Genomic DNA, 20208 nt, shown 5'->3' with positions numbered 1-20208 from the left:
AGATTTATGGCAGCCGATACCGAACCACTGAGGAACCAGGCCGACTTGCTGCGATGTGGCTTGACGGACCTGCGAACAGAAGACGCCGAGCTGGCCAGGATCCTGGACGCTGAAGTAAGCCGGCAACAACGCACGCTTTCCCTGGTTTCATCCTCCTGTGCAGCCACTCCCAGAAGCCTTGCCGCCTCGGCCTCGGCGCTGGTCAACGTGACGGCGCAGGGGGTTGCGGGCAAACGCCATCACGCCGGGTGCGAAAACGTCGATCTGGTGGAATCCCTGGCGATCCGCAGGGCACGGGAGCTGTTTGCCGCGCAGTACGCCGCGGTGCAATCGCACTCGGCCTCGAACGCCAACTACCAGGTGTTGTCCGCGCTGCTTGAGCCGGGGGACACCCTGCTCGGGATGGCCCTGGATCATGGCGGCGACCTGACCCACGGCAGCTCCCTCGCTTTTACCGGTGCCCACTACAAGGCGATCCACTACGGCACCACGGCCCAGGGCACCATCGACTACCAGGAGGTACGTCAGCTGGCGATGGCCCACCGCCCGCGCATCATCATCTGTGGGGCAACGGCTTATTCGCGGGTAGTGGACTTCCAGCGTTTTCGCGACATTGCCGATGAAGCCGGGGCCATCGTCCTTGCCGACATCTCCCATATCGCCGGCCTGGTTGCCACGGGGCGTCATCCGAGCCCGATCGATGTGGCGCACGTCACCACCACTTGCACCCACAAACAGCTCGCCGGGCCACGCGGCGGCCTGATTCTTTCCGGGCGGGACGCGGACACCAAGGTGCCCGGCCTGAGGTCGAGCTTTCGTCGGGTGCTCGACCAGGCAGTTTTCCCCGGGATGCAGGGGGCGCCTGCAGTCAACATGATCGCCGCCAAGGCGGCCGCGCTGGGCTATGCCATGTCTGCACAGTTCGATGCCTACATGGGGCGGATTCGTGCCACGGCGGATGAAATGGCCTGCGCGTTCATGGCGCGGGACTACGAGGTAATGGGCGGCGGGACGGAAAACCACACGATCCTGTTGCGCTTGCCTAAGGGCATCAGCGGCTCCCTCGCCGAATCGGCATTGGAAAAGTGCGGAATCATCGTCAGCAAAAAACGGGCACCGGGGGAGACTCGATCGTCATTTGCCGCCAATGGCTTGTGTATCGGCACGGGCTCCATCGCACAGCGCTATGTGGACCCCCAGGGCTGTCGGCAGATCGTCGACCTGGTGTGCCGGATACTGGATCAGCTGGAGCCGCGGGGCGAGCAGCCATACGTTCTGGAGCCCGCGCAGCAGGAGCGCTTCCGGCTGGAGACCGAGGCGTTGTGTGCGATGTACCCCATCCTTGAGTACGGGGATCGCTGAAGAAAAAAAAGCCCCGTCTTCACGCTGGAATACGGGGCTTTTCAGGTCTGCAGAAGGCTGTGCTGGCGCTTCGCGAGCAAGCTCGCTCCTGCAGCGGCGGGTTACAGCTGTTGTTGCGCGCTGTAGCCTTCGAACGCGGTCTGCTGCTGGATCGCGGTGACGATGTTCTTGCGGGTGGCCTGCTGTTCGTTGCCATCCTTGTCGAGGAACATCTCGCTTTCCAGTTCCGCCTCGTCGCCTTCGCCGACAAAGCTGAAGCCGAGGAATTCGAAGGCTTCACGGTCGACGTTGGCCTTGGAGCGCGGGCGCATCGGCAGGGTGACGCTGACGCCGTCCTTGCTGATGGCGAACACTTCCATTTCCTTCTTCGGACGCGCCTTGCTCTTGCCGCCGCTGGGGTTGCTGATGGCCTGGTGGGTCTGGTTCAGCACCTTCAGGGCCAGGCCGTAGACCAGCTCCTGGAAGTCCGGATCGTCCTTGTAGCTGGAGAGAATCCGGCTGATGGGGAATTTCTTGCTCAGGTCTTCCAGGGCGGCGAGGTCGGCGGCCTCGGCGTCTTTGAGCTGCTTGAGCTGGCCCATGAGTTCATAGGCGGTGTCGTCGTCAAAGCGGTCGTGGGCCTGGCGAATCGCTGCGCGCAGTTCGCGAATCTGGTCACTTTCTTTCGAGGTGTGGAAGGCGTCGAGCACCATCTCGCTGATGGTCTTGGCCTGGGACACGTGTTGTGAAAGATGAATGGCGTTTTCGTATTCGGCCTTGTTGGACAGGGCGACTACGGATTCTTCGGTGTTGGAATCAGGCATTGAACATCCACTACTTGGTTTAACAGGTTTGAGGCGCGAAAGGCCCAGGGGGATTTTCGGGGGCGCCTAATCTATTGGACCCGGGCCCTATTGTCACGGACCAAGCGACGGCCCGGCAGCCGCGCCTCTTTCAGACCGGCCTTCGCGCCACAGATTCCCTGTCGTTCAAAGCACTTGTGTATCGCTGACCCCAGCCTCCAGTTCCTGGCGCAGATCGCTGCCTCGGCGGGCGATGAATACCAATTGCGCGGCATGCTCGGTGGGCTGATCGGCGGCCAGGGTGAACTGGCTGCGGTTGCCCACATGCTGCAACCAATAAGGTTGTTCATTGCCTTCAAGGCGCACCAGGCCCTTGAGGCGCAGCAGGTCGGTTGGCAGGCGCGCCAGCCAGTCCCGCAAAGCCTTGGGCTGCAGCGGTCGCGAGCTTTTCCACACCCAGCTTTCGAACAACTGGTCGTGGGCCTGGGGCAGGGCCTTGAACAGCACTTCGGTGGAGCGCACCGGCGGCGCCAGCAGCAGCTCGGGGGGCAGCTCGGCCTGCACCGTGTCGAATACCGGGGCGCGATTGCCGAGGCTGGCGCGGATGCTCTGCAATTGCTCGGCGCTCACCAGGTCGGCCTTGTTCAGCAGCACCCAGTCGGCGCAGGCCACCTGGGCTCGGGACAGGCGGGCCATTTCCCCTTCCAGGTCCTGGTAGCCGCTGGCATCCACCAGGGTGATCACCGCGTCCAGGTGCAGGCGGTTGCGCAGTTGCGGGTAGCCGATGGTCTGCACGATGCGCTGCGGGTCGGAGACGCCGCTGCACTCGATGACAATTCGCTCCAGGGCCGGGCGCAGCTTGGACAGGCTCACCAGTTGCGCCAGCAGGTCCTCCTGCACGGTGCAGCAGATGCAGCCGTTCTGCAGGCTGTACACCGCGTCGGTGACCTCGGCGATGATCGCCGCATCGATGTTCAGCTCGCCGAAATCGTTGACGATCACCGCCAGCCGGCCGCTGTCGGCGCGTTGCACCATGCGGTTGAGCAGGGTGGTCTTGCCGGCGCCGAGAAAGCCTGCAACCACGGTTACCGGGATGCTCGGGGTGCTGTTCATTATTCCTTGCCCTCGATCACCGGTGGCAGGCCTTCCCACACCGCTTGCAGCGGGGTGTCGCTGAAGGTGCCCTGGCGGTCGTAGACCAGTTGCCCCTCGACGAAGGTCAGTTGCACCTGGGTGTGGTGGATGTAGTTGCGTGCGCCCTGGGCGAACAGGTCGCGGTCGAGGACGATCAGGTCCGCCGACTTGCCGGCCTCCAGGCTGCCGGTCAGGTGTTCCAGGCCCATGGCGTGGGCGCCGTTGAGGGTCGCTACTTGCAGGGCCTGTTCCAGGCTGATGGGGTCACCGAAGGTGTCGGGTTCCTGGTTCCACGGGTTCTGCCGGGTGACCATGGTTTCCAGGGCCAGCCATGGATCGATGGACGCCACCGGCCAGTCGGTGCCGAACACCGCGATGCCACCGGCTGCCAGCACGCCCTTGAAGTCATAGATGCGCTTGAGGCGTTCCTGGCCGTAGCCGGAGCGCGCGCCGCTGGCGAACGGTGTCGGGTACCAGGCCGCCGGAGAGAACTCGGCGATCACGTCCAGGGCCTGGAAACGCTTGAGGTTGCCCGGGTGCAGCAGGGTGCTGTGGGCACATTGGTGACGGATGCCACTATTGCCGTTGCGCCGCCGGGCCTCGGCCACGGCATCGAGGAACACGTCGGAGGCGCCGTCGCCGGTGCAGTGGGCGATCACCCGCAGGCCGCGCTTGTCCATGTCCACCACCATGTCGGTGATGTGTTCCGGGGTAAGGTTGAGCTTGCCGCGCCAGCTCGACTCTTCCGGCCAGGGGGTCAGCAGGTAGGAAGACTTGGGCTCCACGGTGCCATCGAAGTGGAACTTCACCGCGTTGGCACTCAGGCGCGCGCTGCGATAGAAATGCCGCTCGCCACTGAGCAGTTCCCAGCGCCGGCGCACCGGGAAGATGTCGTCCTGCCAACTGATGGCTGCTTCCACCCGCAGGGTCAGCTCGCCGGCATCGTCCAGTTCCTTGAGGGCCTGCAGGCGGTTTTCGCAGACGTGCACGTACTTGGTGGCGGTGACCCCGCGAGAGGTCTGGAAGTGCACGCCATCGCGATAGGCACGGCGCAGCACCGACACCGGAGTCGGCGGCATGGCGGCATGGATCAGGGCGTAGGCCCCGTCGATCAACAAGCCATTGGGTTCGCCGGTCAGCTCGTCGCGCTCCAGGTAGCCGTTGCGCGGGTCGCTGGTGTGGCGGTCGATGCCGGCCAGTTCCAGGGCCTTGGAGTTGACCATCATGGTCCCCCACATGCGGTCCAGCAGGGCCACCGGGCGGTCCGGCATGACGCTGTCGAGCCATTCGCGGCCCGGGGTCAGCCCGGCTTCGCGGAAGGTGTAGCGCACCCAGTACTGGCCGTAGATCCAGCCGTCGCCGGGATGGCTGTCGGCATAGGCGTGGATCGCTGCTGCCAGTTGCTCCGGGGTCGGGTCTTCGATGCCCACGTCCAGGTCGTCGGCGTAGCGCGGGGCCAGGGCCAGGTCCGGGTGGGTGTGCATGTCATGCAGGCCGGGCATGCAGAAGGCCCCGTCCAGATCGTGCTGGCGGGTATTGGGCCCGATCAGCGAGGCCAGGGAAGCGAGGCTGCCCACCGCGATCAGCTTGCCCTGGCGGATGGCCACGGCGTCGGCCCAGGGCTGGGCCGGATCGAGGGTGTACATCCGGCCGTTGTGCAGCACCAGTTCAGCGTATTGATCGACGGCGCTATGGGTGGAGTTGAATTGGTCGGAAGCGGTCACGGGGTCAACCTCTCAAGCAGGGGGCCCTTCAAAGGTGGGCAAAAAAGTAAGGCGCAGCAGTGTTCTTGTCGGAGGTACCAGGGCCGCTGGGCGGCCCGGGTCATGCATTCAGCGTTGTGCGCCCAGGGTTTCGACAAAGCCGGCAATGCGCTGGCAGGCGTCCTTGAGCACCTCGTCGGCGACGGTGAAGGAGATCCGCACGAAGCCCTCGGCACTGGCGCCGAAAGCCTGGGCGTCGAGCACCGAGACCCCGGTGGCGCGGAACAGCTGCCAGGCGAAATCCATGCTCGACAGGCCGGTGCGGCGTACGTCCACCAGCATGAACATCCCGGCTTCCGGCTCGCGGCAGTCCAGCAGTTGCACCTGCTTGAGGCCCGCCACCACCAGGTCGCGGCGCCGGCGATAGACCTCGCGGGCGCTGCCGATCACTTCTTCATCGAGCTCCAGGGCCTTGAGCGCGGCTTCCTGGATAAACCCCGGCAGGCCGTAGAGCATGCACAGCAAGAGGTTGTCCAGATGCCCGACCAGGGCCGGCGGGGCGATCACCCAGCCCACGCGCCAACCGGTCATGGCATGGGTTTTCGACAGGCTGTTGAGGATTACCGTGCGCTCGGCCATGCCCGGCAGCGAAGCGATGCTCAGGTGTTCGCGGTCGTAGGTCAGTTGCCCGTAGACCTCGTCGGAGATCACCCACAGGTCATGCTTGCGCGCCACTTCGGCCACGGCTTCCAGCTCCTCACGGCTGTAGACGTTGCCGGTGGGGTTGCACGGGGTGGCCAGGGCAATGCCGCGAGTCTTGTCGGTGAGCGCCGCTTCCAGGGCCGCGGCGGTCAGGCGAAAGCCATTGGCCGCCGGCTGCTGGACGCAGGCGATCTGCGCCCCCGAGGCGTGGATGCAGGCCTCGTAGGTCAGGTACATGGGTTCTGGCACCAGCACTTCGTCGCCGCTGCTGAACAGGCACAGCGATGTGGCGAACAAGCCGTTCTGCGCACCCGCCACCAGCGCCACGTTGTCGGCGCTGACCTCGATGCCCAGCAGGCGGCGCTGCTTGGCGGCGATGGCCTCACGCAGGGCCGGGCGGCCGAGGACGTGGGTGTAGTGGGTGTCGCCTTGCTCCAGGGCGGCACTGGCGGCGGCGCTGATGCGCTCGTCGGTGGCGAAGTCCGGGTCACCGACGCTGAGCACGATCACGTCTTCTCCGCGCCCACGGGCCTCGATGGCCGCGTAGTGGATGTCCCAGGCGCTGACGGATTCGCCGCTGATGCGCTGTACGAAAGGTGAGTAACGCATGTTGTTCTCCTCACGGGCCTCGCTGCCCGCGCAATGAATGGGTTCAGGCCTGACGCTGGGGGACCTTGCCCAGGCGTGCGCACAGATGTTCGATGACAAAGGCCAGGACGATGTAGATCAGTGCCACGGCCAGCAGCGGCTCGTAGACTTTCAGGGTCTGGGCCCGTACCAGGTTGGCCGCGCCCAGCAGGTCGGTGACCGCCACGGTGGACGCCAGTGCAGTGGCCTTGAGCAGCAGCACGCATTCCCCCACCAGGGTCGGGCGCACCAGTTCCAGGGCCCGGGGCAGCCACACCCGGCGCAGGGTCAGCCAGTGGCCCATGCCATAGGCGCGGGCGGCTTCCAGCTCGCCTCGGGGCACGGCCCGCAGGCCGCCACGCAGCACTTCGCCGACGTAGGCGCCGACACTCAGGGTCAGGGCCAAGGCCACATACCAGAAACCTTCGCGCAGGTAGGGCCAGAGAAAGCTGCCGCGAATCGGCGGGTAGGCGGCGAACAGGCTGCCGACCCCGTAATAGAGGATGTAGATCTGCACCAGCAGCGGCGTGCCGCGAAACACACTGATGTAGAACTGCATCGGCGCACGAATCAGAGGGTTGCGCGACACCCGGCCCAGGCCCACCACTACTGCCAGGGCAAAGCCGCAGATTCCGCTCAGCAGCAGGAGCTTGAGGGTGATGCCCAGGCCGCGCAGCAGCTCGCTGGAAAAACCGTTGATCCAGGAAAAGTCCATCCGAGCCTCCTAGTGCTGGGGCAGCCAGCGGTTGGTGCGTCGTTCGAGCACGCGGAACACGCTGCCGGACACCAGGGTGATGACGAAATAGAAGGCCGCGACCGCCAGGTAGAACACCAGGTAGTGCTTGGTGGAACCGGCTGCCTGCTTGCCCACCGAGAGCAGTTCGCTGTAGCCGACGATGCTGATCAGCGCGCTGTCCTTGACCAATACCAGCCACAGGTTCGATAGCCCGGCCATGGCATAGGGCAGCATGCTCGGCAGCAGGATGCGCCGCACCAGCAGCCAGCGTTCGATGCCGTAGGCCCGGGCCGCTTCGATCTGGCCGTAGGGAATGGCCTGGATCGCGCCCCGGATGATCTCCGCCGAATAGGCGCCCTGGACGATGCCCAGCACCAGCACCGCGGCGATGAAACCGTTGACCGTGACGCTCGGCCGGTCCATGGCGGCCATGGCCATGTTCAGCAGGTCGGTGCCGGCGTAGTAGAGCAGCAGAATCAGCAGCAGCTCGGGCATGGCCCGGTACAGGGTGGTGTAGGCGTTGGCCAGCTTTACCAGCCAGCGCGGGCCCTTGAGCTTGATCATCGCCACCAGCAGGCCGATGCCCAGGCCGAGCACAAAGGCCCCGGCGGAAATCTGCAGGGACACCAGCGCGCCCTGGGCCAGGGCGCCGAGCCAGCCGTCGGCGACGAACAGTTGGGAAAGGTCGGACAGAGAAATCATGACGTATCCAGTCAACGCCGGCGGCCCGCGCAAACGGGCCGGCCGGACGGCTTAGTTGGCAGAAATGTCGACGCTGAAGTAGCGGCTGCGGATCTTGTCGTAGGTGCCATCGGCCTTGAGCGAGGCCAGGGCGGTGTTGATCCGCTGCTGCAGGGCGCTGTCACCCTTGCGCAGGCCGACCCCGATGCCGGAACCGAACAGCGGGTCCTTGGGCGCCAGGCCCTTGTCCGCCAGGCCGGCACCGGCCGCGGTCTTGAGGATCGGCTCGATGGTCAGGGCGTCGGCCAGCATCACGTCGATCCGCCCGCTCTGCAGGTCGGCGATCATGTCGTCCTGGGTGGTGTAGTAGCGCAGGGTCGAGGTCTTGCCGTAGTAGGTCTTGGCGAAGGTCGCGTTGGAGGTCGAACCCTGTACGCCGATCAGCTTGCCCTTGAGGCCTTCGGGGGTGGTGACCAGCTCCAGGCTCTGGTCGGCGACCCACATGGCCGGGGTCTGGTAGTAGGGCGCAGAGAAATCGATGACCTTTTCCCGTTCGTCGGTGATGCTCAGGGAGTTGAGGATGGCGTCGATCTGGCTCGATTGCAGGGCCGGGATCAGGCCGTCCCAGGCCACTTCCTTGAGTGGGCACTGGGCCTGCATGCGGTCGCACAGAGCCTTGATCAGCTCCGGTTCGAAGCCGCTCCAGTCGCCGTTGCCGCTTTTCATCGAGAACGGCGGGTAGGGTTCCAGGGCGATGCCGAAGACGATCTTGTCGGCGGCCACGGCGTGGCTGGCCAGTGCACTGAACAGGCAACCGGTGGCGAGCACCTTGAGCAGGTTTTTCATGGCTTTACCCTTTATCGAAGTTGTTGTTTTCAAGGATTGAAGCGAAACGTCAGACGCGGTTTTCCTGAGCCATGACGAATTGCCGGCAGCGCTCGCTGACCGGGTTGAGGAACACTTGCTGGGGGGGCCCTTCTTCTTCCACCAGCCCCTGGTGAAGGAACATCACCTTGCTCGACACATCCCGGGCAAAGGCCATTTCGTGGGTCACCAGGATCATGGTACGGCCTTCCTCGGCGATGCCCTGGATGACCTTGAGCACCTCGCCCACCAGTTCCGGGTCCAGGGCCGAGGTCGGTTCGTCCATCAACAGCACCTGGGGGCGCATGGCCAGGGCCCGGGCGATGGCCACCCGCTGTTGCTGGCCGCCGGAGAGAAAGGAAGGGAAAGCGTCGCGCTTGTTGGCCAGGCCGACCTTTTCCAGCAGGTGCTCGGCATGGGCGATGGCGTCCTTGCGGTCTTCACCGAGGACATACACCGGCGCTTCGATGACGTTTTCCAGGACGGTGCGGTGAGGCCACAGGTTGAAGCTCTGGAACACCATGCTCAACTGGGTGCGCAGGCGCGCCACCTGGGCCGGGTCGGCGACCTGCGGGTTGCCGGCACGGTCGGTCCTGATGCGCACTTCTTCGCCATTGATGCGCAGGCTGCCGCTGCAGGGAATCTCCAGCAGGTTGATGCAGCGCAGCAGGGTGCTTTTGCCCGAGCCGCTGGAGCCGATCAACGACACCACTTCGCCTTCATTGGCGCGCAGGGCGATGCCCTTGAGCACGTGGTGATCGGCGTAGCTCTTGTGCAGATCATCGATCGCCACCACGGGATTGACGGAGTTGGGCTGCGATTGCAAGGGTCGACCCTCTTGTTATTGTGCGATGGCCGGGCAGTACCCGGCACAGGGTAGGGCTTGAGAATTAGCCATCGACGGCGGCGGGTCAATCGAGCATTTTTAGTGGGACACGGTAATTTTTTTCAGTAATTGGCTTTTTTTTCGGCGACGAGCAAGGCTATTGCCGGACGCCGATTGCAGCTATGGTGCTGCCACTCGTTTTTTTGTAGTCGAGGCATGATCGGTATGCGTTATCCCTCCATGACCGCGTTGCGCGCTCTGGACGCGGTGGCCCGCCTGGGCAGTGTCGCCGAGGCCGCCAATGAGCTGAACCTGACGCCCAGCGCCATCAGCCACCAGATCAAGAGCCTGGAGCAGACCCTGGGGTTTGCCCTGACCGAGCGCCAGGGCCGCAGCATTCGCATCACCTACCAGGGGGAGCGCTATGCCCGGGACATCCACCTGCTGCTGGCCAATATCCTCGAGGCCGGCCAGCGCTCCGATGGCCAGCAGGTCAGCGGCCGGCTGTGCATCAGCAGCCCGCCGGGGTTCGCCACCTATTGGCTGTGCACCCATATCGCCGAATTCCAGGCGCTGTATCCTCAGGTTGAACTGCAGTTGGTGTCGCCCCGCACTCCGGGGGACACCAGCGACAGCAGCGTCGATCTGTTCGTGGCCTATGGCATGGGCGACTGGCCCAACCAGCACGTGCAGAAGATCGTCTCCCTGCGCTATTTCCCGGTGTGCAGCCCGAGCCTGGTGAATGCCATGGGTGGCCTGAAAACCCTTGATGGCCTGGATCACGCCTTGCTCCTGCACATGATCGACTACTCCGACTGGCGGGTCTGGCTGGCGGCCGCCGGGGCGCCGAATGTCGACGTGCGCCGGGGCATCGTGTTTGCCGACGCGCACTTCGTACAGTCGGCCTGCATCGCCGGCCAGGGCATTGCCATGGGCGACAACCTGATCAGCGGCGAAGCCCTGGCCCGGGGCCAACTGGTGCAGCCCTTCGGCACCGAGATCGAGTCCAATCGCGGCTACTACCTGGTGGCCGACCTGCTCAAGTCCGAGCGGCCGGTGGTGCTGGCGTTCAGCGAGTGGGTCAAGTCCCAGCTGCAGGGCATCACCCGCTTGCACCCGGAACCCCGTCGCAACGGCAAAGCGTGAATTTTATTGAGCAATCGCCGCGATTTTTTTCGATTGTTGCCCCTTGGGTGCAGCGACTAATGTCCCTCGACATCAGCCGGGCGCAGGGTGTCGCCCGCACATAAGAACAAGAGGAAGTAGTCGATGACCACCTGTGCGCAGTCCCTGGTTCGTTTGCTGGAAGGTTATGGCGTGGACACGGTATTCGGGATTCCCGGCGTGCACACCGTCGAGCTCTATCGCGGCCTGCACGGCAGCCGCCTGCGGCATGTCAGCCCGCGGCACGAACAGGGGGCCGGGTTCATGGCCGACGGCTACGCCCGGGCCAGCGGCAAGCCTGGGGTGTGCTTCATCATCACTGGCCCTGGCATGACCAATATCCTCACGGCCATGGGCCAGGCCTATGCCGATTCGGTGCCGATGCTGGTGATCTCTACCGTCAACCGTCGCGAGCACCTGCGCCTGGGCCACGGCCACCTGCACGAACTGCCGGACCAGCGAGCAATGGTGGCCGGGGTCTGCGCCTTCAGCCACACCCTGCAAGCGCCTTCGGAGTTGCCGGAACTGCTGGCGCGGGCCTTTGCCGTATTCAAGTGTGCACGGCCGCGGCCGGTGCACATCGAGATTCCCCTGGACGTGCTGGAGATGCCCGCCGATAACCTCAACCTGATGCCCCGCAGCCTGCCTGGCGCGCCGGCGCCGGCCGGGGCTTCGATCGAGGCGGCGCTGGCCTTGCTCAACAGTGCCCACCGCCCATTGATCCTGGCCGGCGGTGGAGCCCGGGGTTGCGCCGAGGTCCTGCGGCAATTGGCCGAGCGCCTGCAGGCGCCGGTGGCCCTGACCACCAACGCCCGCGGCCTGCTGCCTTGCGGCCACCCGCTGTTGCTCGATGGCGTGCAGTCCTCGGCCCATGGCCGGGCATTGATCGACGAAGCGGATGTGGTGCTCGCCGTGGGCACCGAGCTTGGGGAAACCGACTACGACTTCTTTGGCCTCGGGCCGCTGCGCTTCAAGGGTTCGCTGATTCGCCTGGACATCGACCCGATGCAGGTCATGGGCGTGCAGCGGGCCCATGTCGGCCTGGTGGGGGATGCCCTGGAAGGTTTGCAGGCACTGCTGGGCAAGGTGGCGCCTGCCAATTCCCGCGGGCGCTGGGCACTGGACAGCGTGCAACGGGTGAACCAGGCCGAGCGCGCCGGCTGGACGCCCAAGCAGCAAGGCTTGCAGGGCCTGCTGGACCTGCTGCGGGACAATCTGGATGCACCGATCCTGGTGGGCGACTCGACCCAGCCGGTGTACCAGGGCGCCTGTGGCTACCAGGCCCCGGCTCCGGCCAGCTGGTTCAACGCCGGCAGTGGTTACGGCACCCTGGGCTACGGCTTGCCGGCGGCCATGGGCGCCAAGCTGGCGCGCCCCGAGCGGCCAGTGGTGGCGCTGGTGGGGGACGGTGGCTTGCAGTTCGCCAGCGGCGAGCTGATCGCGGCCAAGGAAGCACAGATCGGCGTGATCCTGCTGGTGTGGAACAACCAGTGCTACGGCGAGATCCGCGACTACATGCAGGCGCGGGATATCGTGCCGCTGGGGGTGGACATCCTCACCCCGGACTTTCAGGCCATGGCCCGAAGCTTCCATGTGGCGCACCACCGCGCCGACTCCCCCGCGCAGCTGCAAGACCTGTTGCACACCCTCAAGGACACCCGCCAACCGGTGATGATCGAGGTCGATGCCGGCGCCTACCTGGCGCTGGGCTGAACCCAAGCCGGGCACAAGGAGCGCGCTTTACAGGATGCAGGTGGGTTACATTGGCGGCGCCCGCCCGGGCGCGCCTTGCCACTTGAGGATTCAGGGATGAATTGCATTTTCTGCCAGATTGCCGCCGGCACCTTGCCCGCCGCACTGGTGTACCGCGATGAGCACTGCATGGCCTTCATGGACGTGCATCCGCTGGGTGAAGGGCACCTGCTGCTGATCCCCCAGCAGCACGTAGAGAAGCTCGAGCAATTGCCCGGTTTCATCCGCCAGCACCTGTACCAGGTCTTCGATGGCCTGCTGGCGGCGCAACGGCGTGCCGGCTACGGCGTCGAAGGCACCCACCTGCTGGTCAATGACGGCCGCGCCACCAACCAGCACATTCCCCATGCGCACCTGCACTTGATCCCGCGCAAACGCGGCGATGGCCTGGGGTTTGCCGGGCGCTTGCTGCTGCATTTCACTGGCTTGTTCGGCCGCCGGACCCAACTGGAGGTGTTGCAGCAGCAGGCCACGAGCATCGCCGAGCAGGTGCGGGTGCCCTGGGTCAGTGAAACCCCGGTGGGTAACCGCTGATATGCACCTGAGCCGCGCGCTGGCGCTTGAATATGCCGAAACCCAATACCTGCGGGCCCGGGTCCAGGGGCTGGCGAGCCTGCCGGGCAACCCTTATCGGGCCTGCCTGTATGGTGAGCCGGGTTGTGGTGCCTTCGTCGTCGGCGGCAACCCCAGCCCGATGATGAACCGGGTACATGGCGACAGGGCGCAGGATGCCCGGCGCCTGGTCGATCTGCTGCAGAGCTGCGTGGCTTACGCCCCGGCGATCGCCTTGATCGCCGAGTCAGCCAAGGTTGTGCCCACCCTGGAGCTGCAAGGGCTGCCGTTGCAGCGCCTGAAGGGCTGGACTCATGGGCAGCTGTTCGCTCCTGTGGGCGAGATTGTGGCGCCGCCTTCAGTGCTGGATATCGAGCCGGTGACCGCCTCGACGCTGGAAGTGTTCTGCACGCTGCACCGCGAAGGCTTCAATACCCCCGCGGCCGCTCGGCCGGCCACCCAGGCGGCCTTTGGTGGCTTGCTCAACGATGGGCGCGGGCATTTGTACCTGTTGCGGGAGCAGGGCGTTGCGGTGGCCGGCGCGGCGCTGTTCATCGCCGACAACGGCGTGGCGTACCTGGGCACCGCCTTTACCACCCGGGCCGCGCGGGGCCTGGGTTATCACCGGGCCCTGATCGCCCATCGCTTGCAGCAGGCTGCTGCTTTGGGGGCCCGGAGCGTGGCAGCCACCGCTCTGGTGAACTCGCAAAGCCGGCGCAACCTGGAGCACTGCGGCTTGCGCCTGTCCCACCTGCAAACCCTGTATCGGGCCGAGTCACAGGGCTAGTGGGGTGGCGTTGTCGGCGCTGGGTCGAAGCGGATCGAGTACAGAATCGCCCTCAGGGTGGCGAAGTCCTGAAAGAACCCGACGCTGTCAGCCACCACCTGACGCTGGCCGCTGTCGATCAGCGCCATCAGGCAGGTGCCGCCATAGGCGTGAAAGCCGGTGTCCCCATCGCTGATGCCGCAGGTCTGATAGGCCAGCAGGCCTTTCCAGCCGGGGCCTGAAATCTCTTGCACCGGGCTGGGTTCATCCCTTCCGGCGCTGCGCATCCACACGCCGCTTTCCTGATAGAAAAACAAACCTTCGGCGGCCTGTTCCAGGCTGCCCTGCTGCAGGCACAGGTGCAGGGTGTACTCCTCCTGGGGGCGTTTTTTCGGGTGGTCCAGGGTGAGGCAGTTCTGCGCCTGGCCAAGCTTCCAACCTTTGGGGTATTGCAGGCTGAAGCCCTGACCCTTGAAGCGTGGTGAATCCATGGGCAATACCGGAACTCCGGCTTCCTCGCGCAAGGGTTCGTACAGGCTGGGATCGTTGCGACAGGCTGACAGCGGGCGGGCCTTGGCCTTGTGCAATTGGTCGAGGCGATGAGTCCGGGGATCCGCGCTGGCGCTGACACAAGCGCAGCCGTAGCCGTAGTGATTGTTGGTGCGCACCCATTGCTGGTCGTTGAAAGTGGGCCACTCGCCCTCGGCCTGATAGCCGCCCTGGCTGGCGATCTCCCAGACGCCATCGCGGTCGGTCAGGGTGGCGTTGGCTGGCGTCGGATTCTCGAACCAGCCGCACCGGCGTTCGACTTTGGCTGGCGCGGCGAACGCGGGCAGGGCGATAACCGTCAAGAGGGTGCAGAGCATGACGCGCTGAAGCATGGAGCATCCTTGTTCGAGGGGCGGGCCGGGGACAATGGAGCGCTGCTTCGGGCACGTCAAGCCGGGCATGGGGGCCGTCGCGATAGCGGCGCATCTGCACCAGTCTGTCACCAGCCTCGCGGCAGTAGGCCCATGGCTGGGCAGGGTTAAGGGTTTGGCAGGTCCGGCCGAAACAGCGGTTGGGAAATGGCGTAATCTCGCGCCTGGTCAACGAGCCGTCCACCCGCCCTGAGGCATGTCATGCAACGGATGCTGTGCAGCGTTTTAAGCCTGACGATCATCCTGTCATCGCTGGGAGCTTGCACTACGGCTCCGGTCGGGCCGGCAGTCGAGGGGCCGCAGGTGTATGGCTACACCCTCAATCAGCCACTGAGCCGCGAGCAGGTGCAGCGGCTGACCGACACCGGCAAGCACTTTGTCGGGGCCCTCAAGCTGTATCGGCAGGAACTGCCGGACGGCAGCCAGTTCGGTTTCTACACCAACTACCGGAACTGGCTGAATACCCTGGCCCGTACCAGTCGAGAGTTTCCTGCCGAGAGCGATTGCCTGGTGGCCCAGCAGGCGGACCAGTTGCAACTCACCACCCTGATCGATGACTTCAATGCCCGTCAGGCCCGCCCGACGGGAGTGCCACGTCAGGTGGGGGATGTCTACGCCGTCCAGGCGCTGGACGCCTGTCAGCGTGTCGGCGGCCAGGGGCCTGGAGCTGACGCTTTTCGCTATACCCTCTGGGCCACGCTGCAAACCGAGACAGCGGCCCACGATCAGGGCTTTCTGCGCAAGGTCGAGGACCCGCATGCCCAGGCCCGAGACATTGCGCAGGTGATTGTTCTGCTGCCCTTTGCCGCGCTGGCCGCGTTCATGGGGGGCGGTTGCACCGACTTGCAGTCCCAACCCGATGGTGACGGCTACTGCGCCCGGCAGCGCGCAGGTGCCGGCAAATGAGGTGCAGGGCTCAATAGCGCCACTTGCGTACCAGGTCCTCGCCGTAGCGCTGGCTGATCAATGCTTCGGCAGCATCATCGTCGTCATACACCTCCGCCAGGCCGAGCAGCATCAGCGCATCCAGGTACTCCTCGGGGGAGTCGAAAAAGCGTGTCAGCGCCGCGCCTGTGTCGTGATCGAAGTAGTAGACCGCGCCGGATTCGCGGTGAAAGCAGAACAGGTTGCCATTGCCCAGGTAGTCGCCGAAGGCCACCAGCTTGCCTGCCAGTACCAGATCGACATCGCCGATCTCGACGATACCGGGATAAGCCTCCAGCAACGGCTGGATCGGCGTGTGCCCGGGCCCGACGCTGCACAGGACCTCCGCCAGGGACAGCACCCCCAATTGCCGATGGTAGTCGCGCAGCGATCGAGGCAACGGGCAGCCCAGGCGTTGCTCCAGCGCCTGCAGGGCGTCCTCGCTGACAGGCGTCAATTCCGGTTCGTTGACGTGCCCTTCCCATAGCGCGCCGTAGGCGCCAATCGCGGCCAGGTACCAGTTCAGCCGTGCAGCCTGGTCAGGCAGGTCCGGCCAGGCCAGGGGCGGGCAGCCGGCGGGGGGCCAGTCGGCGTTGGAGTCGTGCTGTTCGGACATGGGGCTTCCTTGGATGCGCTGGAGGCGGGGGAGTGATTATGCGCGATGGCGCGTGCGTTCCAGAGTGATGATCGAGGGTTCGAAGCCCAGCGAGCTGAAAAATTCCGCTGCCCCGGGGCGCCCGGCCCGCAGGACCCAGGTGATCTCGGGGTTGTCGCCCATCACCCAATGCACCAGGGCGCGGCCGATACCGCGCCGCTGGTGCTGCTCGGCAACGACCACCATGGACAGGTAACCGTTGGACAGACCGTCGCTGATGCCTCGGGCGAAGCCGACGATCTGCCCCTGCAGAAGGGCGACCGCCGTGCGCTGGGAGTTTGCCAGCAACTGGGCGAAGTATTCGCTGCTGCCCACCCGATGGCCCCAGCCGTTATCGCCGAGAAACTGCCGCAGTGCTTCGCTTTCAGCGGCGTGTGCGTCGCGGATCAGCATGGTGAACTCTCCAATGGGCAAGTACGGGCAGATCGCGCCCCGACTGTGCTCGGGGCCGACCCATGTAGTTGAGTGCTTCGGCCCAGTGGGCATCGTTGTCGCAGCGGCGTGCCGGCTCGACCGTGGGCGACCTGGAGGATACAAGCCTGCCTCGGAAACTGGCAGCCCTCGGAGCCTGAACGCAACCGGCCAAGGGAGCTCTTCGAAACTCGTACGGCTGTTCGCGGCGTTCAGGCATTGGCCACGGATTTGTGGCCAGGGCAACGTGCTGCTCGCCGGCCAGTTCCTCCTGGTGTGTTGAAAAAAAAACGCCGGGAGCAGGTCCGGGGCCTGGAACTTCCGCCGGTATTTGCGGACAAATTCCTCCAGGGCAATGCCCGTCGGAAATTCGGTTTGCAAGCGCTGGCGACAGGCGCTCAGGCCGCTTTCCAGGGCGCCTGAACGCCGTTGCCGGAATGCGCTTGCGCCGCGGCAGTGGTTTTTCTGGAGGCAGGTTTCTTGTTATCGTGGCCTCCCTCTTTCACGGACGAATATCGAGACAGCCCATGGCTAACTCCACCCCGTCACGCTTTGGCAAGATCCTCCAGGGTCTGCTGTTTGCCCTGATCGGCATCGGCCTGTTGGTCATCGCCGTCAATCTCACCCTTGATCGCCGCGAGTTCCTCGCCAGCGCCCAGACCGCCGACGGTATCGTCAGCGATTTGAATGCCGGGGGGTCGCACCCCGAGATCGCCTTCACCAGCAGTACCGGTGAGAAGATTTCCTACCCCCAGGGTGGCTTTATCTTCGGCTACCAGAAGGACCAGCCGGTGCGGGTGTATTACCAGCCCGAGCGGCCGGCCAACAGCGCAATCATCGACGACCCGGCAGCACTCTGGGCCACCCCGGGTGTGCTCGGCCTGATCGGTCTGGTATTTACCCTGGCCGGCCTGGTGGGTGTCATCAGCCAGCGCGGACGAGCCACACAACGAGCAAAAGGACTTTGACCCCATGAACCTCAGCATTCCGATTCCGGTCAACGAAAGTAAATGGCTGTACCAGACCGCCAGCGGCGGCGGCCTGACCGTAGCCCTCGTGGCCGGCGGTGGTGGTTCGATCACCCTGCGTTCGCCTCAGGGCAAGGACGTCAGCTATCGCTACGGCGGCCTGGGGGTGGGCGCCGGCTTTGGTGGGCGCCTGCCGCGTTTCGGCAAGGTCAATATCCAGGTCAAGGGCAAGAGCGTCAGTGGTGCCGGTGCGGCGGAGGCTTTTCCCAGCACCGGCAAGGTCTTTGTCAGCGATGCCCTTCGCAGCCGGGACCTGACCGAGGACGACATCACCGGGCCTTGCTTCTATACCGAGGTCGGTGGCGGACTGGTGGTGGGCGGTTCGGCCACGGCCCTGCTGTTCGGCCTGGACCCCAAGCTACTGGCCCTGGCCGTCGTTTTGGGAAGCAACCCGGCGACCATGATGGCTTCGATCAAGGTCAACGAGCAGCTGCTGCGTTCGGCCAAGGGCGCAGTGGTCATGGCTGGCATGAACGTCGGACCACAGGCCGGTGGCGGCATTGCCACCTACATGGGCTACCTGTTCTAGCCTCGCCCTGAGGCGCGCCGGGAATCACAGGCGCGCCAGGCATTCCTGGAGAATATCCAGGCCCTCCTCGAAGATTTCAGGCTCGGTGGTCAAGGGCGCCAGCAGGCGAATGATGTGCCGCGACTTGCCGCTGGGCATCAGCAGCAGGCCCGCATCCCGGGCGCTGCCTAGCAGCGTGCTCAGTTGCTCTGGCGCCGGTTCGCCCCGGGCATTGACCAACTCGATGCCGCGCATGGCTCCCACCCCCGTCAGACGGCCCAGGAAGGGGCAGAGCCCACTGCTTTTCCAATGCTCATAGCGTTGCACGATCGCCCGCTCCTGGCGCTCGCCCCAGGCCTGCAGGTGCTCGTCGGTCATTTCATCCAGGGTCGCGATCGCCGCCGCGCAGGCAATCGGGTTGCCCGAGTAGGTGCCCCCCAGGCCGCCCTTGGGCAGCACGTCCAGCAATGCTTTGCGACCCACCACGGCGCCCAGTGGAACCCCGCCGCCAATGCTCTTGCCCAGCAGGATCAGGTCCGGCTCGATGCCCAGGCGCGAGAAGGCAAAACGCTGCCCGGTGCGGCCGAAGCCGGACTGGATCTCGTCGGCGATCAGCAAAATGCCATGTTCATCGCAGAAGCTGCGCAAGGCCCGGGCGAACGGGGCGTCCAGGGCCAGGAAGCCGCCTTCGCCCTGCACCGGCTCAAGGATGAAGCAGGCCACTTCCTGTACATCGATCTCCACGCTGAACAGCCGACGCAATGCTTTCAGCGCTTCTTCGCAACTGACGTCGTTGTCGGCGCTGGGGTAGGGCAGGTGGTACACAGGCCCGGGTAGTACACCGACCTTCTGCTTGTAGGGCGCCACCTTGCCGTTGAGGTTGAGGGTGGCCAGGGTGCGCCCATGGAAGCCTCCGTCAAAGGCGATCACCGCGCTGCGCCCGGTAGCTCCGCGCACGATCTTCAGGGCGTTTTCCGCGGCCTCGGCGCCGCTGTTGGTGAGCATGCCGCTGACCGGGTAACTCACCGGGATGAAGTTTGCCAGGCGCTGCATGAACTCGATGTAGGGCCCGTGAGGCGCGGCATTGAAGGCGTAGTGGGTGAGCCGGGTGGCCTGCTGCTGGATGGCTGAGACTATGCGTGGGTGGCAGTGCCCGAGGTTGAGCACGCCGATACCGCCGACAAAGTCGATGTAGCGCTTGCCATCGATGTCCCAGACCTCGGCGTTGCGTCCGTGGCTGAGGCGGATCGGGTGGACGGTGGAGATCGAACGGCTGATGTTCTCGTGGCTCATGGATGCGGGCTCTGGGTGCCGGAAACAAGCCGTTATCTAAGCCGGGGCCGGGGGGCCTGGACAAACGAAATAAAGTCGCCGGGTCAGTATGAAAATTCCCGATGTGCCAAAGCCCTTGTCTCAGTGCTGCTGGGCCTTGTGCCTATTACGCAAATGCCGCACCAGTGCCGCAAGGACCACCAGCGCTATCACCCCGAGGAAGATCGGCAGGCGATAGGGTTTCAGGTCGCCAAGAAAATGCTGCAAGGCTTCGCCGGCCCAGTAACCGGCGCTGACGAACAAGATGGCCCAGACCGCCGCGCCCAGCACATTGAGCAGGGCGAAACGCCAGGGTGCCAGGCCACTGGCGCCGATCACCATCGGGCCGACCAGGCGCATGCCGTAGAGAAAACGCACGGCGAACACCGAAGTCGAGGGGTAACGCTGGATCAGGCCCTGGACCCGTTCGATGGCCGCCTGATGGCGCTTGAGCTTGGGCAGCAGGCGCGCCCCGCCATAGCGCCCGGTCCAGAACAGCAACTGATCGCCGAGGATGCCCCCCAGGGTGGCCCAGCCGATCACTTGCGGCCATTGCAGGCTACCCTGATGCGCCGCCATGCCGCCGAGAATCAACACGGTTTCGCCTTCCAGCAGGCAGCCGATGAAGATCACCCAATAGCCGTAGGCGGCGATCAGCGCGTTAAGGTCGAGGTGTTCGAGCATGGTTATCCAGTTCCGTATTTGAAGTCCGCCCTGACTTCGAGTCGTCATCCTGGCTTTGAGTGCCTTTTTTCTTGCCTGCGGTGTAACGTCCAGGCTGCGCATCTGCGGGAGTTTGA

Annotated in this window: 21 protein-coding genes; 8 read left to right on the top strand and 13 right to left on the bottom strand. The window is 65.0% G+C overall.

Annotated features, from left to right (window positions below; translation table 11 throughout):
• Positions 1 to 6 precede the first annotated feature (6 nt).
• Positions 7 to 1362 carry a serine hydroxymethyltransferase gene (gene glyA / locus AC1RMG_RS16470; RefSeq protein ID WP_493169641.1) on the top strand — a complete coding sequence of 452 codons (1356 nt, stop codon included), beginning with the start codon at positions 7 to 9 and terminating at the stop codon, positions 1360 to 1362.
• A gap of 101 nt (positions 1363 to 1463) precedes the next feature.
• Here the strand turns inward: glyA and AC1RMG_RS16465 are convergent, their stop codons facing one another.
• The 8 genes from AC1RMG_RS16465 to AC1RMG_RS16430 all read right to left on the bottom strand — a co-directional run bounded on the left by AC1RMG_RS16465 (position 1464) and on the right by AC1RMG_RS16430 (position 9417).
• Positions 1464 to 2165, bottom strand: coding sequence for a hypothetical protein (locus AC1RMG_RS16465; RefSeq protein ID WP_011063277.1), 702 nt, complete (start codon positions 2163 to 2165; stop codon positions 1464 to 1466).
• 165 nt (positions 2166 to 2330) lie between these two features.
• Positions 2331 to 3257 (bottom strand): CobW family GTP-binding protein, encoded by a 927-nt coding sequence (locus AC1RMG_RS16460; protein ID WP_368994006.1) that lies wholly within the window; start codon positions 3255 to 3257, stop codon positions 2331 to 2333.
• The gene (locus tag AC1RMG_RS16455) at positions 3257 to 5002 is read right to left on the bottom strand and encodes an amidohydrolase (protein ID WP_053159991.1); all 1746 of its coding nucleotides are present in this window, start codon (positions 5000 to 5002) and stop codon (positions 3257 to 3259) included. Before AC1RMG_RS16455 ends, AC1RMG_RS16460 begins: the two co-directional genes overlap by 1 nt.
• Positions 5003 to 5110: 108 nt before the next feature.
• Positions 5111 to 6292 (bottom strand): pyridoxal phosphate-dependent aminotransferase, encoded by a 1182-nt coding sequence (locus tag AC1RMG_RS16450; RefSeq protein ID WP_011063274.1) that lies wholly within the window; start codon positions 6290 to 6292, stop codon positions 5111 to 5113.
• A gap of 43 nt (positions 6293 to 6335) precedes the next feature.
• On the bottom strand, positions 6336 to 7025 hold the full coding sequence (locus AC1RMG_RS16445; protein WP_011063273.1) for an ABC transporter permease: 690 nt from the start codon (positions 7023 to 7025) through the stop codon (positions 6336 to 6338).
• Between the two features lie 9 nt (positions 7026 to 7034).
• Complete coding sequence (locus AC1RMG_RS16440; RefSeq protein WP_015636909.1) at positions 7035 to 7748, bottom strand: ABC transporter permease; 714 nt, start codon at positions 7746 to 7748, stop codon at positions 7035 to 7037.
• A 51-nt stretch (positions 7749 to 7799) separates the two neighbouring features.
• Entirely contained in the window at positions 7800 to 8573 is a 774-nt protein-coding gene (locus tag AC1RMG_RS16435) for a transporter substrate-binding domain-containing protein (protein ID WP_011063271.1), read from the bottom strand.
• Between the two features lie 49 nt (positions 8574 to 8622).
• Entirely contained in the window at positions 8623 to 9417 is a 795-nt protein-coding gene (locus AC1RMG_RS16430) for an ABC transporter ATP-binding protein (RefSeq protein ID WP_011063270.1), read from the bottom strand.
• Between the two features lie 225 nt (positions 9418 to 9642).
• On the opposite strand from AC1RMG_RS16430, the gene AC1RMG_RS16425 reads away from it, so the two are divergent.
• The 4 genes from AC1RMG_RS16425 (at position 9643) to AC1RMG_RS16410 (ending at position 13672) form a co-directional block, all read left to right on the top strand.
• Positions 9643 to 10563 carry a LysR substrate-binding domain-containing protein gene (locus AC1RMG_RS16425; RefSeq protein WP_015636908.1) on the top strand — a complete coding sequence of 307 codons (921 nt, stop codon included), beginning with the start codon at positions 9643 to 9645 and terminating at the stop codon, positions 10561 to 10563.
• A 123-nt stretch (positions 10564 to 10686) separates the two neighbouring features.
• Positions 10687 to 12294 (top strand): 5-guanidino-2-oxopentanoate decarboxylase, encoded by a 1608-nt coding sequence (locus AC1RMG_RS16420; protein ID WP_123472937.1) that lies wholly within the window; start codon positions 10687 to 10689, stop codon positions 12292 to 12294.
• A 96-nt stretch (positions 12295 to 12390) separates the two neighbouring features.
• Positions 12391 to 12867, top strand: coding sequence for an HIT family protein (locus AC1RMG_RS16415; protein ID WP_011063267.1), 477 nt, complete (start codon positions 12391 to 12393; stop codon positions 12865 to 12867).
• Position 12868: 1 nt separating this feature from the next.
• Entirely contained in the window at positions 12869 to 13672 is an 804-nt protein-coding gene (locus AC1RMG_RS16410; protein ID WP_210672166.1) for a GNAT family N-acetyltransferase, read from the top strand.
• Here AC1RMG_RS16410 and AC1RMG_RS16405 read toward each other — a convergent pair.
• Positions 13669 to 14532, bottom strand: coding sequence for a DUF4087 domain-containing protein (locus tag AC1RMG_RS16405; protein WP_065365228.1), 864 nt, complete (start codon positions 14530 to 14532; stop codon positions 13669 to 13671). The two genes, AC1RMG_RS16410 and AC1RMG_RS16405, sit on opposite strands and share 4 nt — an antisense overlap.
• A 240-nt stretch (positions 14533 to 14772) precedes the next feature.
• Between AC1RMG_RS16405 and AC1RMG_RS16400 the strand changes: the two genes are divergently transcribed.
• Positions 14773 to 15477 carry a hypothetical protein gene (locus AC1RMG_RS16400; protein ID WP_493169636.1) on the top strand — a complete coding sequence of 235 codons (705 nt, stop codon included), beginning with the start codon at positions 14773 to 14775 and terminating at the stop codon, positions 15475 to 15477.
• A gap of 10 nt (positions 15478 to 15487) precedes the next feature.
• Here AC1RMG_RS16400 and AC1RMG_RS16395 read toward each other — a convergent pair whose 3' ends face one another.
• Both AC1RMG_RS16395 and AC1RMG_RS16390 read right to left on the bottom strand, forming a co-directional pair.
• On the bottom strand, positions 15488 to 16111 hold the full coding sequence (locus AC1RMG_RS16395) for an SMI1/KNR4 family protein (RefSeq protein ID WP_493169634.1): 624 nt from the start codon (positions 16109 to 16111) through the stop codon (positions 15488 to 15490).
• Between the two features lie 36 nt (positions 16112 to 16147).
• Positions 16148 to 16543 carry a GNAT family N-acetyltransferase gene (locus tag AC1RMG_RS16390; protein WP_011063263.1) on the bottom strand — a complete coding sequence of 132 codons (396 nt, stop codon included), beginning with the start codon at positions 16541 to 16543 and terminating at the stop codon, positions 16148 to 16150.
• Between the two features lie 545 nt (positions 16544 to 17088).
• On the opposite strand from AC1RMG_RS16390, the gene AC1RMG_RS16385 reads away from it, so the two are divergent.
• Entirely contained in the window at positions 17089 to 17529 is a 441-nt protein-coding gene (locus AC1RMG_RS16385; RefSeq protein WP_228102218.1) for a DUF3592 domain-containing protein, read from the top strand.
• A gap of 4 nt (positions 17530 to 17533) precedes the next feature.
• Positions 17534 to 18118, top strand: coding sequence for a hypothetical protein (locus tag AC1RMG_RS16380; RefSeq protein WP_015636901.1), 585 nt, complete (start codon positions 17534 to 17536; stop codon positions 18116 to 18118).
• A gap of 24 nt (positions 18119 to 18142) precedes the next feature.
• Here AC1RMG_RS16380 and AC1RMG_RS16375 read toward each other — a convergent pair whose 3' ends face one another.
• Together AC1RMG_RS16375 and AC1RMG_RS16370 are read right to left on the bottom strand one after the other, a co-directional pair.
• Positions 18143 to 19390: a 2-aminoadipate transaminase gene (locus AC1RMG_RS16375; protein ID WP_368994999.1), complete on the bottom strand. Its 1248-nt coding sequence runs from the start codon at positions 19388 to 19390 to the stop codon at positions 18143 to 18145.
• 120 nt (positions 19391 to 19510) lie between these two features.
• Positions 19511 to 20092 (bottom strand): DedA family protein, encoded by a 582-nt coding sequence (locus AC1RMG_RS16370; protein ID WP_011063258.1) that lies wholly within the window; start codon positions 20090 to 20092, stop codon positions 19511 to 19513.
• Between the last annotated feature and the right edge of the window lie 116 nt (positions 20093 to 20208).

It is taken from the genome of Pseudomonas sp. GW822-FHT04H02, assembly GCF_058800645.1.
Note: the sequence above shows the minus strand (reverse complement) of the source record. Positions and strands in the feature narration are given on the sequence as shown.